The 12734-nt window shown below is 61.4% G+C and carries 9 protein-coding genes, 2 pseudogenes and 1 riboswitch; of the genes and pseudogenes, 5 read left to right on the forward strand and 6 right to left on the reverse strand.

Translation table 11 applies throughout. From position 1 onward, the window contains the following. Nucleotides 1–183 precede the first annotated feature (183 nt). From fliD to P0D84_RS00015, 3 genes are read left to right on the forward strand one after another with little or no spacing between them, the layout of a single operon-like run. On the forward strand, nucleotides 184–2256 hold the full coding sequence (gene fliD / locus P0D84_RS00005) for a flagellar filament capping protein FliD (protein ID WP_408331383.1): 2073 nt from the start codon (nucleotides 184–186) through the stop codon (nucleotides 2254–2256). 60 nt (nucleotides 2257–2316) lie between these two features. Next, the gene (gene fliS / locus P0D84_RS00010) at nucleotides 2317–2751 is read left to right on the forward strand and encodes a flagellar export chaperone FliS (protein ID WP_408331385.1); all 435 of its coding nucleotides are present in this window, start codon (nucleotides 2317–2319) and stop codon (nucleotides 2749–2751) included. A 6-nt stretch (nucleotides 2752–2757) separates the two neighbouring features. After that, nucleotides 2758–3105: a flagellar protein FliT gene (locus P0D84_RS00015; protein ID WP_408331387.1), complete on the forward strand. Its 348-nt coding sequence runs from the start codon at nucleotides 2758–2760 to the stop codon at nucleotides 3103–3105. Between the two features lie 119 nt (nucleotides 3106–3224). On the opposite strand, the pseudogene P0D84_RS00020 reads toward P0D84_RS00015, so the two are convergent. From P0D84_RS00020 to P0D84_RS00035, 4 genes and pseudogenes are all read right to left on the reverse strand, one after another. After that, nucleotides 3225–4563: pseudogene (locus P0D84_RS00020) on the reverse strand (carbohydrate-binding family V/XII); the annotation flags it as partial. Between the two features lie 161 nt (nucleotides 4564–4724). Continuing rightward, a pseudogene (locus tag P0D84_RS00025) lies at nucleotides 4725–5414 on the reverse strand (DUF1254 domain-containing protein); the annotation flags it as partial. Between the two features lie 7 nt (nucleotides 5415–5421). Beyond that, nucleotides 5422–6837, reverse strand: a complete 1416-nt coding sequence (locus P0D84_RS00030; protein WP_408331389.1) for a DUF1254 domain-containing protein — start codon at nucleotides 6835–6837, stop codon at nucleotides 5422–5424. A gap of 24 nt (nucleotides 6838–6861) precedes the next feature. Continuing rightward, nucleotides 6862–7656, reverse strand: coding sequence for a hypothetical protein (locus P0D84_RS00035; protein WP_408331391.1), 795 nt, complete (start codon nucleotides 7654–7656; stop codon nucleotides 6862–6864). Between the two features lie 828 nt (nucleotides 7657–8484). On the opposite strand from P0D84_RS00035, the gene P0D84_RS00040 reads away from it, so the two are divergent. Continuing rightward, a complete protein-coding gene (locus P0D84_RS00040; protein ID WP_408331393.1) occupies nucleotides 8485–8607 on the forward strand; it encodes a hypothetical protein in 123 nt (40 codons plus the stop codon). A gap of 164 nt (nucleotides 8608–8771) precedes the next feature. Here P0D84_RS00040 and P0D84_RS00045 read toward each other — a convergent pair whose 3' ends face one another. After that, the gene (locus tag P0D84_RS00045; protein WP_408331395.1) at nucleotides 8772–9782 is read right to left on the reverse strand and encodes a sodium:calcium antiporter; all 1011 of its coding nucleotides are present in this window, start codon (nucleotides 9780–9782) and stop codon (nucleotides 8772–8774) included. A gap of 100 nt (nucleotides 9783–9882) precedes the next feature. Beyond that, a riboswitch (yybP-ykoY riboswitch) is annotated at nucleotides 9883–10053 on the reverse strand. Between the two features lie 167 nt (nucleotides 10054–10220). Between P0D84_RS00045 and P0D84_RS00050 the strand changes: the two genes are divergently transcribed. After that, complete coding sequence (locus P0D84_RS00050) at nucleotides 10221–11240, forward strand: NADP-dependent oxidoreductase (protein ID WP_408331397.1); 1020 nt, start codon at nucleotides 10221–10223, stop codon at nucleotides 11238–11240. Between the two features lie 219 nt (nucleotides 11241–11459). Here P0D84_RS00050 and P0D84_RS00055 read toward each other — a convergent pair whose 3' ends face one another. After that, on the reverse strand, nucleotides 11460–12179 hold the full coding sequence (locus P0D84_RS00055) for a hypothetical protein (RefSeq protein ID WP_408331399.1): 720 nt from the start codon (nucleotides 12177–12179) through the stop codon (nucleotides 11460–11462). Between the last annotated feature and the right edge of the window lie 555 nt (nucleotides 12180–12734).

The following is a 12734-nucleotide window of genomic DNA, read 5'->3' on the forward strand; positions in this document are numbered from 1 at the left end:
GAGTCAGTAAGCAGGTAGTAGACGGCCGGCGCGTATGCGCCGGCCGGTTTTTGAGGCGGCGTTCCTGGAACGCCGCCTCAAAAACCGACACACAAGCAGCGGATGCTGGCAGCCTCGCTCACGCACCGCCACTTTCGACGCAAGGCCGGCGCGATGCGCCGCTTCAGAGGGCACAGACTCAACATGTCTACACCGATATCTCCGACCAGCAGCGTGACCAGTACCAGCAGTTCGTCGACGTCGGCGTCGACGCCGTCGCCCGCGTCGATCATCTCGTCGGTCGGCCTTGGTCTCGGCACCACATTGCCGATCAGCCAGGTGCTGACGGGGCTGATGCAGATCGAAAGCATCCCGCTCACGCAACTGCAAAACCAGGTCACCGGTGTCCAGACAGAGATTTCCGCGTACGGCAAGCTCAGCTCGGCACTCGCGACGTTTCAGCAATCGCTGGCGCAACTGACGCAGCCAACCGAGTTCCAAACGCTCAGCGCGACCTCCAGCAATACGTCGGCGCTCACCGCGAGCGCGGTGATCGGCGCCCAGACCGGCACCTACACCATCAACGCGACGCAACTGGCCCAGGCCCAGTCGCTCGCGACAGCAGGCCAGGCCAGCCTGAACTCGCACCTCTCGAGTGGCAGCGGCACCTCGACCGTCACGTTTACGTTCGGCACGCAAAGCGGTACGACTTTCACGCCGAATCCGTCGCAAAGCAGCGGCAGCGTCACGATCAACAGCAGCAACGACTCGCTCGCCGGTATGCGTGACGCAATCAATGGCGCCAACCTCGGCGTCACGGCGTCGATCGTCAACGACGGGAGCGGCACGCCATACCGGCTCGTGCTGACCTCGAACGCAACGGGCGCGGACGAAAGCATGCAGGTCTCGGTGCAAGGCGACGCCGGCATCAGCTCCCTGCTGACCTACCCGCCCAGCACCGGCACCCCAGCCAGCAGCGCAATGACCCAGACCGCGCCGGCGCAGGACGCCCAGCTGACAGTCAACGGCCTCGCGCTCAGCAGTTCGAGCAATGACGTCGGAGCCGCATTGCCCGGCATCTCCCTGACCCTCCTGCAGACGGGCCAGTCGACGCTCACGGTCGCAAACAATTCGAGTTCGATCCAGACCGATATCGATAGTTTCGTATCGGCCTACAACACGCTGCAAAGCACGATCAACGGCCTGACCGCCTACAATCCCGGCGGCACCAATGGCCCGCTGATCGGCGACGCCACCACGACGCAGATCCAGAACCAGTTGCAGCAAGTGGTCGCAAGCGCGCTGTCGGGTACCGGCGGCGGCTATTCGTCGTTGTCCGACGTCGGCATCTCGCTCAACACCGACGGCTCATTGTCGGTCGACGATTCGACGCTGTCTCAGGCACTGCAAAGCAATCCGACCCAGTTTGCCGCGCTATTCGGCACTGCCGGCTCCGCGACCAATAGCAACGTCGCCTACCTGATTGGCGGCTCGACTACGCAGGCCGGTTCGTATGCGGTCAACATCACGCAGGCCGCGACCCAGGGGACCTTCACCGGCTCGTCGGCAATAACCACCGCGACCACGATCGCGTCCGGCGGTATGCCGCTGGCCGTGACGGTGGACGGCGTGATGGCAAACGTCACGCTTGCGGCTGGCAGCTATACGCCCACGCAGCTTGCAACGGCGCTGCAGACCGCCATCAACACCAACACCACGCTGCAGCAGGCTGGCGTGTCAGTCAACGTGACCCAGAACGCCAGCGGCGAGCTCAACGTGACATCGACGAGTTACGGCTCGCAGTCGTCCGTCTCGATCGGCGGCACGGGTGCGACGCAGCTCTTCGGCAGCTCGCAGACGACCACTACCGGCGTCGATGTGCAAGGCACGATCGGCGGCTATGCGGCAACCGGCAGTGGTCAGGTGCTGGCAGTCGGCAACAGCGGCCCGGCGGCCGGCCTGCAGATCCTGGTGACTGGGAGCAGCACCGGCGCACTCGGCACGGTCAACTATTCGCAGGGCTTTGCTGCGCTGCTGAACGGAATCGTCGCGAACGCAACCAATGCGACCACCGGTTCGATCGCGAATGCGACGAACACGCTCAATACGCAAGTTACGTCGCTGCAGACACAGCAAACGAATTTGCAGCAATACATCACGCAGGTGCAGCAGCAGTACCAGACCCAGTTCTCGGCAATGAACGCAATGGTGGTCCAGATGCAGTCGACCGCAACCTTCCTGCAATTGACCTTCAACCCGTCCACCTCATCCAGTTGATGGAACCACGCCGCAACGCAAGCCGTGCGCCGACCCACTCGCAAGAAGAGGACAGTATTCATGTATTCGCCAGGTAAGTTTGGAGCAGAAAGTTACGCACGCGTTGGCCTCGAAACCAGCGTGAACAGTGCAAGCCCGTATGAACTGGTCGCGCTGCTGTTCCAGGGCGCGCGCCGCGCGATCCGTATGGGCCGCGTGCACATGCAAAGCGGCAACATCCCCCTGAAAGGCAAGTCGATTTCGCATGCCATCGCGATCGTCGGCGGGGGCCTGCAGCAGGGCCTCAACCTCGAGCAGGGCGGCGATCTCGCGGGGCGCCTGAATGCCCTGTACGACTATATGACGCGCCGCCTGCTCGAGGCTAATCTGACGAACGACCCGGCGCTGCTCGATGAAATCGATGGCCTGCTCGCGACCATCGAGGAGGGCTGGACTGGCATCAAGCCGCAGCTCAAGAGCTCGGCCGGCTTGACACAACTGACCACCACCGCCTGATTCGATATGGAAGCGATCACTACAGCTGATCAGTTACTCGTGCGCTATGACAGCATCCTCCATCTAACGGAACGGATGCTGAGCGCAGCGCGCGAAGACAACTGGGATACCGTTATCGAATTGCAGGCCCGGTATTCGGCGCTGGCCGATACTCTGCGGCCCGTCGACGCGAACATCCCGCTCGACGACTCGCAGCGCGTGCGCAAGCACGACCTGACCCGACGGATCCTCTCAAACGAGACAGCGGTGCGTGAACTGGCAGCGCCGCGCCTCGCGCGGCTGTCCGCGCTACTGGAGAGCGGCCGTCACACGCGCGCGCTGCACAAAATGTACGGCCTTTCGGCACACGGCTGAACTTCGGATACCGCCGCTGAGCAATCAAACAGGAAGGTCCCCATGCTGCCGGTGATGAGCAACGAGCTCGGCGCGCGACATCGAGTGGGTGACCTGCCTCCAACCAGCCGGCGTTCGCTTCACCGCCTGAACCTTCCACCCCCGCCCCCAAACCGCCGCTGCGGCTGAAACTGCCCACTCGCCCGCGCATTCCCAAGATCGTGCCCTTGCCTCAGCGAATCCAGCCGCTGGGTCTGGCTCGCGCTCGGCTGAACCGGCTGCCAGCCATCGGCGCTGTGCTGCTCCCAGCCACCGCCCTGCTCGTGCCGATAGACCTTGCCGTCGCTGCCCGCATACACGTTGCCGTTATTCCACGCGACCGCGCGACCCGTGTCCTTGTTGCCCACGATGCCTTTCGTACCCGCCTGGTGATCGCCTGAATACGCGTTGCCGGTCACGCCGGCTTCAGCCGCGCCGTAGCGACCCGTCTGCGCGTTGTAGCCGGCCCGCTGACGGCCCGCCGCATAATCGCCGGTGGCCTCGTTGCCCACCACGCCGCCGCGCGCCGCGCCGCTGCGTCCCGTCGACGGATTGCTGAACGAGCCTTGCCGTCCGGCCGCGAAGTTGCCGTTGTACGCATTTTCAACCGCACCGCGGCTCGCCTGGAAGTGACCACCGGTGTACGGATTGAAACCAGATGCCGCCGATCCCGACCAGCTATTGCCGGTCCAGCCGTTCCAGCCGCTGGCGTGGGTCACGGTGCCCTGCCCCCAACGGCCATAGATATTGGCCTGGTTGACGTTCGCGTATTGCCAGCTCCACGGACCACCGCCCCAATACGGTCCCCAGTAGGGCGACGGAGCGCCCCACGTGGCGCCGATCGCGAAGCCGAACGCGAAGCCCACCGTGGTGCCCAGCGCGAAACCCGCGCCGTAGCCATAGGTGGCCGGATAGCCGTAGTAGACGTCGCCGACGTACGGCGCATACACATAGCCGGTGCCGTACACAACGGTGCCGTCCGCATTGACGACCACGCCCATGTAGCCCGGCGTATAGCCGACCACCACCGTATCCGGTGTCGCCGAATAGCGTGGACGTACGTCACGTAAGTACGGGCGAAGCCGCCGGAATCGTATAGATCGAGGGCGGCACGGTATCGGCGACGCGCCATGGGCCGCTTGCCGCGCTCGCCGTGAACCAGATCCCATTCGCCACCGCGAAGAATTGCGAAGGCGCGGTCTGGATCACCGGCGTCGCCGTGTTCACCGCATACGACAACGACGTGCCCGCGATGCCGACGAACTTCGGCGCGCCGTCATAAACGACCTTCAACGTGGTGGTCTTGCGCGACACGGTCGCCGTCTGCGGGATCGTCGCGGCGATCGCTGCTTCTTTCGCCTGCGGTGTACCCGGCACGGAGACGAGCGCGTTCGCATGCGGGTCATCAGCCGCGATCTTTGAGAAGTCGGCAGGCACTCGTCGAGTACCGCAGGCAATTCGTCCCAGAAACGATTTGGATCGACCCACTTGATCTCTTCGGCGTTGCCGCTTGCGGTACCACCGGCCGGACCGAAACTGGGCAGCTTCGACCAGTCGGTTTCCTTGACCGTGCCGTCGTACTCCGCGAGCGGATACAGCGCGATCTTTGCAATCACCGATTGCACGGCCACCCGATCTTCAGGCGTGTCGTCCATGAAAACGCGCGGAATGAAGCTGCCGACACCGGTCGACGAGCGGAACACCTGGCGAATGCCCTTCGGCACCTGACCGTGCCAGTCGGGACCGGCCAACAGATAGAAACCCGGCCGTGTGCCGTACATCTTGCCGAGACTGGCGAAACCGTCCGTGCGCAGGTCGACGGCTTGATACACCCAGAACCGCTTGCCGAAATCGGGCACCTGCACGACCACCGGCGTCCGGTTCAGATCGAGAATCGCGGAGCCATAGACCACATCCTGATTCGGACACGCGACAAAACGCTCCTGCGGCGCGACGTAGTCGCGCAGCATCGACAGATGATTGGGCGGCGCGACCGGCACGATGCCGCCGTTCAGACCCGGCTGTGGTACCTGTCTCATCGCCAGCAGCCGGCCGTAGACATTCACCATCGGCCATGCCCAGAAGTAGGTCTGGCGCGCCACTAGTCGCGCGTATTCTTCGGAGACCGCGTAGCCGGCCACCGGGCCTGGCACGGACGCCGTAGTGGCCGTCGCATGGGCCGGCTGGTCCTGCTGCGTCTTCGCGAGAATCGGTGCGGCGACCGACGCCAGCACGGCAGCTGTGACCCATGTCGCGGTTTTCTTGTTCATATCGTTCTCGGGTTCGTCCATGCGCGGCTTAGCGCTTTTGCAACTCAGGGAATTTCCAGGCGCCGTCGAGCACGCTCTGGTCCGGACCGTAGATCCGCATGACGAGGTCGTATGCGCCTGCGGGTGCCGGTAGCCAGTTCGACACCTTGTCCGCGCCCGGCGACGCGTTCTGCACGTAGATATCCAGCGAGCCGTCGGCGCCGTACTTCAGGCCTTTGGTACGATCGCCGATCGAATAGCGATTGATCGGATTGGCGACCAGATGACGCGCGGGCAGGTCGTACAGCGTCATCGACCAGAAGAACTTTGCGGGTGGCAGGTCCGTCTTGTCGAAGTGCAACACGTACGGCTGCGAGCCAAGCAGTTGCGCGTGTTCGCCGTTCACGCGCGTGCCGACGTAGACCGCTTCTTCCTTGGTGTTGCCGTAAATTCCCATCGCAGCCGCAACGGCGCGCGTGGTGTAGTCGTCTTTCAGGTCCGCGCGACTGCCGAACAGGTCGAATGAACTGGTCGTGTGTTTTTCCGCATCGGCCAGAGCGGCTTTGCCGTCGACGACACCCGCTTCAAGTGCGGCGCGAATTTCCGGCGGCAACGCGGCCGGATCGAACGGCGCGCCCGGCGCAATGCCGATCTTCGAAAAGCGCGCCATCAATTCCTTCTCCGACGGCGCGGGCGGTTGCGTGAACTGCAACAGGAAGTTCAGGTAGGCGATGAAGTCGACCGAGGTCGCCTTCGCTTCATCCCATTTCGGAAAATCGGGTTTCGCGACGGGTGGTGGTGCAGCCGTATGCTCGAAGGTGGACAACGGCGTGAGCTTGTATTGCTTCTGGATCGCCTCGACGTTTTTGACGTCGCTCGCGCCGTTGAGCGCCGTGCGGCCGAGCGTCAGGATCAAGTCCGTCTCCGAGCGGAACACCTTGTCGATGCCTTTGGGCGGGTCGCCGTGCCAGTTCGGTCCGGCGAACAGATAGTGGCCCGCGCCGTTACCGGTGGCGCGCGAGCCGACGTACGCGAAGTTGTAGGTGAACAGATCGATCCACTGGAACACGTAGTAACGCTCTTTCGGCACCGCGGGCACCGTCAGCACCCACGGTTCGCGACGCAGATCGAGCCATGCCCACGAGTACGGCGTGTCGTTGTTCGGCGTCACGATTTCCTTGTTCTCGGGACCGTACGGCCGGGAGTAATTGCGGAACTTGCCGAAGCCGCCCACGTAAGACTTTGAACTGGAATCGAGCGCCTGCTGATAAAGCGTCTTGTAGTTGAACAGCATCGGATATGCGTACAGGAACGCATCTTTGGCGATTGCGCGCGCTTCGTCCGGAGAGGCCGTGACGCCCGCGGACGGGGCGCTGGCCTGGGCGGCGGCTTGGGTGCACGGCAACATCGTCAGCGACAGGGCGGCGACGACTGCGCCGATTTGCAGGCGGTTAAGCAATGTCATGTCTGCTTTCTCTCAGGTTCTGGTCTATTTGCCGAACGTCATATTCAGGCCCGCGAAGATCGTGAACCTGGGCACTCCCGCGCCGGAATGGGCGACGGAGTACTGCGGTTCGATGAACGCGTTGTAGATGGTCGAACCGCCTTTCCACGCTTTGCCGGCGCCGAGGCCGACCGGGATGTAATAGCTGCCGTGTTGAAGGTCGAAAGTCCAAGTGCCGGTCGAGCGGATGTACCAGCCGCCCGGCAGGTTGAAGATGCCGAACGGTTGCGCCGTGAGCGACTGCGTGGTCGGCCGGCTGCTTTGTCCGGCGAACGAGTGTTGCCACTGCACCAGCGCGCCAAGTAGCCGCGCCTTGGTCGCACTCACGGCAACGGCGGCAAGGCCGGCCTGCCACTTGCCTGTGCCGAGGCTCGGATCGGTGGCGGTCGGCATGGTCACCAGCGGACCTACGCCGATCTGCACGTCGCCTTGCGAAAGCAGGAAGATGTCGAACAGGTTCAGGTCGCCGAGACCGGTGTTGTACCCGCCGCTCGGGTCGGGGCGCGTGCTGACCGGCACAGTGGCGCGGAAGATTTCCGGCACGCCGATCAGACTGTTCGGGCCGATCGGGACAGTGGGGCGCAGCAGCAGATCATTGGTGTGCGCGCTCGCGCCGAACACGCTCGGCGTGTAGTAATTCTGGATGTTGAATGAGGCGGCCAGGTTAAGTGGGTTATTACTCTTATTGGCTTCGTCGGCCGATGCCTGGGCGAATGCCGGCGACAACACCACCGAAGCGGCGTATAACGCTGCCGACCAAACCGTGCCTTTGCAATCCATTTCTCATACCTCGTCTTCGGGTATTTTTTATAGGCGAACGTATTCCTTTGCCCAACGCAAATCGAGCAAGAAGAACCAGTATTCGTATTTTCGAATTAAATCGAATTAGTTTCGGGCATGCGTTCGCTCACCCGGCAGCTACGCGCAGCCGGGTAAAAAGATGCAAAGCAAGTGAGGCGCGCGATTAACTCGCGTTAAATCCATCAATCAATCTGAGAAAGCGCTGCGGCTGCACATTGGGCTTGCATGGACGCTCCTTGAACAAGAGAGACGCAACACAAAACAAAGCATGTAGCCGATAAAAGACTCCCGGTGGCTACATTGTTGCGGAATACTAGCAAATGTTTCTCAAAATTACAGAGATAAATTTGTAACACGATAGAAAGGAACATCGGATCAAAGGCGGCGCATAGTTTTTTTGAATTCAATTAGCATTTTTCGCCACGCCCATATGCGGCTTTTAGGCGCATTCAGAAAAGCGGTACATGTTTCAGCCGCCCAGGCTGGCCAACTTAAAGGGCTGTTTGGCGAAAAAGCGCTCGCAGGGGCTGCAATAACCGCTTTACCCGATTAAACGGGCGTTCGCTTGAAGTTCGAGTCACCGCTTTTGATGAAGCTTTCATAACTCGCACCATGCGCCGGTACTGCATTGCCTTGACCGTCGACGAACGGCGCGGTTTTCGTTGACCCGGTTTGCGCAGGTCGACAATCTGGTCGACGGCGCGGCGAAACTGCTCGCTATCGATCGCGTGATCGGCAGGCGTCCAGTGATCCCTTTCGTCAACGCAGACGGCGATATGCCCTTGCTTGAATGGACCTCGGCGGGTGATGGCCCACGCTTCGCGCGTGCTAGTGCATCACACCGACGGCGAACGGGAATATGCGTACGACCGCACGGCGAAAAGCGGCAAGCTCGACAGGGGCCTGGACGAAGTCGGCGTGAAGGGCTGACTCGTCGTCGATATGAAGGATGACTGGAAGACGGTGTTCAAGCCGGATAGCGCGATGACGACAGCGACAGCGGCTGCGGCTGCTGGACCGTCTAATTAAAGGCTGCCTTTGTTGTGGCCGTCGCTGCGGCTTTTGCGCGGCCATCCCGGCCTTTCATTACTCGCTTAGCGAGTCAGCGTGATCACCAGGTAACTGGCGTACAACACGCCGCACACCAGCAACGCCCACACCGGCACACCGCGTTTGCGCACATTGATCCGCAACCACGCGGCAGCGGCGAGCGTGATCACGATGCCGGTCAACACTTCAATGCGCGGTGTCCACGGCGTCAGCAGAATCCCGATCGCGGGCAGCAAGGTGCCCTGAAACACCATCGCGCCGGTGATGTTGCCGAACGCCAGCGTGTCCTTGCCACGGCGAATCCACAGGATGCTGTTGACCTTCTCGGGCAACTCAGTGGCGATCGGAATGATCAGCAGCGACAGCAGCAGCGGCGAGACGCCGAGCGCCTGTGACACGCCCCGCACCCCGTGGATGAAACCTTCCGCGCCCCACACCAGCAACGCAACGGCCAGTGCCAGTTGCACCGCGATGGTCGCCAGATTCGTAGGCAAGCCAAGACGCGACAGCAGCATCTTGCCCGGCGCTTCGGTGCCATGGCCGGCGTCGACCAGTTTGTTCGAGGCGCGAAACGTCATCACCACATAAGTGATGTACACGCCGACCAGCGCCGCGCTGAACAGCGCCCGCACGATCGTCTCTTCGTGCGGCACGTACATTGCCGCGGCCGCCAGCACGAAGGCGCACAGAAAGTAGTTCAGATCGCGCGTGAAACCGGTGCGCTCCGGCGTGACCCAGCCTTTGGCGCCGCGCGAGCCGAGAATCGCGAGCGTCATCAGGAAAGTGGACAGGGTGGAAAGCATCAGCGGCGCGCCGAGAATCGCGCCGACGCCGATCTCCTGATTGACGGCGCTATCGGCCGTGCCGCCTGCAATCGCGAGCAGCGGGACGAGGGTTTCGGGCAATGCGGTACCGACCGCCGCGAACAGCGAACCCGTCACGCCCTCGGAGATTTTCAGGCGCTCGCCAAGATGTTCGAGCGCATTGGTAAAGAGCTCAGCCGCCACCAGAATGACAACCAGCATGATGGCGAGTTCGAAGAGCAGACCGGTCATGCGCGGCTCCCCGCAAAAGCAAAGAGGAAGCGGCACGACGGACGGCCAAGTGGGGAGACTGGCAGGGCACAACGATGTTTCACAGGGCAACTCCGCGGTCGGACGTAATGACAAACCAATGACGCACCGCGACCCGTCCGACCAGAACGAAGCAGTGCGCCAATGGTCTCGCCAAACCGACCCGGTCGAACGCGCCATGACCCGCAGGCCAAGTATGTTGACGCGCTATCCTTCAATGATTGAAGGAAGGCTACTCCCCAGTGACCGGGGGATTCTAACGGGACGGGCGCCTTTCAACAAGCTTGGGATCTCGCGCATGTTCCGATGCCACCCGGCCTCGCCGCATCCGTTCGACGATACGAGGTCAGGCGCGCCGCGGGCGAGCGATTGCCCCACTGGTAAGATCACTCATCGTCTACGACAGCAGCGAGTCTTCACATGAGTTATCGAAATCGCCAGTGGTTTTACGTCAAACGTCCCGAAGGACGCGTTAGCGATGAGCATTACGAGTTGCGCGAAAGCGAACTCGACGACCATTTGTCTTCGAATGAGGTGTTGATCCGGGCGCGTATCGTCAGCGTCGATCCGTACATTCGAATCCAGCAGCACGAACGCAATACCTACGACGTGCCGCATCCGCTCGGTATCGTCCAGCGCGCGGGCGTGGTGGGTGAAGTGGTGGCGTCGGCGAGTCCGCTGTTCAAGCAGGGCGACTGGGTCTCGGCCTATAGCGGCTGGCAGTTGTACGCCAGGTGCCATCACAGCGAGTTGACGAAGCTGAACCCCGACACAGCGCCGGTTTCGACCGCGCTCGGCGTGCTCGGCATGCCGGGACGCACCGCGTGGTTCGGTTTGATGGAAGCGGGCCGCCCGCGTCCGGGCGACACGCTGGTCGTGTCCGGTGCCGCGGGTGCGGTTGGCTCGCTGGTTGCGCAGTTCGGCAAGCGTGCCGGATGCCGCGTCATCGGAATCGCGGGCGGCCCGGACAAGTGCGCGTTTCTGACCGACACGTTGAAGCTCGACGGCGCGGTCGACTACCGCGCGCATCCCACGCCCGAAGGCCTGCAGTCAGCGCTGCAAGCCGCGACCGGCGGCGTCGATGTCTATTTCGACAACGTGGGCGGCATGGTCACCGACGCGGTGATTCCGCTCATCAAGCGCCGCGCGCGAATTGTGATCTGCGGCGCGATCGCGCAATACGACGGCGGTCTCGACACGCCGGACCTCGCGCCGCGCTTCTTGCAGCACATGCTGTTTCAGCGCGCGACGATCCAGGGAATTCTGGCGCGCGACTTTGTGCACCGGATGGATGAAATGCTGCAGACGGTCGCGCCGTGGGTGAAGAACGGTGAAATTGTGTATCAGGAGACGTACGTCGATGGTTTCGACGCATTGCCGAATGCGCTGAATAGCCTGTTCGAAGGGAAGAATCTGGGGAAGCTGCTGGTGAGAGTGTGATCAGAGCCAGCGGGATGTATCCCGCAGGCTCAGCCTGTTCGACGCGCCAATCTCACCGTGCGGAGATTGGCATCGAATAGAGTGCGACGTGTGTTTGCAAAGCCTTTTGCAAGACCGGTCAGGACCCACTGCATCCAAAATCGCGCGAAGAGACTATCCGGCAGGCGCTTGAGATCATGGAAGCAGCGGATACGCTGCTTACTTCACGGGCGTCACATACTATCCTGACAAGAACCGCTGCGAACGCGGAATGGTAGCGGTATAGGCTTTAATGGTAGCGGCGAGCTGCGGCGGGATCAGATTGCGATTGGTATCGTAAATCGAATAACCATCGCCTTCGCCATTGCCAAGATCGCCATTATGCACAACGTACCAGAACGCCTTCTGCACAGAGCCGTTATTCATCAACACTTTCAACTGGTTGAACGCAGCGGTCTGTCCAGCGTCCGTGCCATCGGTGCCATTGTTGGTTTCCGTGAGCCAGAGCTTTTTAGGCCCATTGGGAACAACGCTCGACAATGTATCGATAAAGGCCTGCACCAGCATGACGTATTCGCTGCTGTTGAAGTGCGGATGGATATCGACCACGTCAACGGCGGCATTCAGGGGGATGGCGGCACTTGCCGTTTTATTCCCAACGGCCTTGATGTCGTCCGTTGCCTGGATCAGCGGATTTGATGCAGGCGGCTTCCAACCATTGTTCGGATAAGCCGAGTTGTAAAAATAAGAGATCCCCTGGGTATGCAGAACCGTTCGGTAGCCCGACTGCGCTTTCGTATTCAGGAACGTCTTGGCGCTCGTGTAGAGCGCTCTCTCGCGCGTCGGAATGTAGCCGGCGATTCCCTTCGGATTTCCGTAGGACGGATCGGATGCCGAGAAACCCCAGTTGGTTTCATTTAACAGCTCGATGTCGGCGGTAAATGGCAAGACCACATCCATGAGCGAGCTCAAATATTTCGAAAAGACGGCGTCACAAGTCAAGCCGTCCCGAAGAGCCGCTCGGCGGCCTCTGAGTACCAGCGCATTTGTAGGCGCTTGCAGGCGCGTACATACCCACCTGGAAGAGAATCTTCATGCCCCGCGTACGGGCTGCATTAAGAAGAGATTTGAGGAACGCCACCCTGTTTGGTGCAAAGTGCTGCCATCGGCCTTCACCATGAAATCCCAGGAAACACCAAGGCGAACCGTACCGACACCCAATCCTGAAATCAGGTCGAGATCTTTCGAGCATTCGCTCAGCGCTGTTTGGCCAGCACTCCAAAGGTTTCAATTCACGTCCATTGCAAACCGGTCGGCGCCATTGCCATTCACTGGCGGTTGCTGGGCGATGCGCGTAGTCGTCGCCGCGAGGGCCGATAGCGGCTGCCCACACAAGATTATAAAAAAGGCGAATAAGGCGAAGAGTGTGAGTTCATTTCTTTCCTATGAGTTGCTGATAATTGAATTGAGTCCGCGAGCATCCACATCAATTCGCCAACGGCCATCCATTGCGGA

Origin of the sequence: Paraburkholderia sp. RL17-337-BIB-A, from assembly GCF_046025895.1 — a bacterium.
Lineage (GTDB): Bacteria > Pseudomonadota > Gammaproteobacteria > Burkholderiales > Burkholderiaceae > Paraburkholderia > Paraburkholderia fungorum_C.

Coding starts and splice junctions, on each gene's coding strand:
- P0D84_RS00015 (WP_408331387.1), top strand. CDS start 2,758: ATGGAAGCGATCACTACAGCTGATCAGTTACTCGTGCGCTATGACAGC.
- P0D84_RS00040 (WP_408331393.1), top strand. CDS start 8,485: ATGGCCCACGCTTCGCGCGTGCTAGTGCATCACACCGACGGCGAACGG.
- P0D84_RS00045 (WP_408331395.1), bottom strand. CDS start 9,782: ATGACCGGTCTGCTCTTCGAACTCGCCATCATGCTGGTTGTCATTCTG.
- P0D84_RS00030 (WP_408331389.1), bottom strand. CDS start 6,837: ATGACATTGCTTAACCGCCTGCAAATCGGCGCAGTCGTCGCCGCCCTG.
- P0D84_RS00035 (WP_408331391.1), bottom strand. CDS start 7,656: ATGGATTGCAAAGGCACGGTTTGGTCGGCAGCGTTATACGCCGCTTCG.
- P0D84_RS00055 (WP_408331399.1), bottom strand. CDS start 12,179: ATGGATGTGGTCTTGCCATTTACCGCCGACATCGAGCTGTTAAATGAA.
- fliS (WP_408331385.1), top strand. CDS start 2,317: ATGTATTCGCCAGGTAAGTTTGGAGCAGAAAGTTACGCACGCGTTGGC.
- P0D84_RS00050 (WP_408331397.1), top strand. CDS start 10,221: ATGAGTTATCGAAATCGCCAGTGGTTTTACGTCAAACGTCCCGAAGGA.
- fliD (WP_408331383.1), top strand. CDS start 184: ATGTCTACACCGATATCTCCGACCAGCAGCGTGACCAGTACCAGCAGT.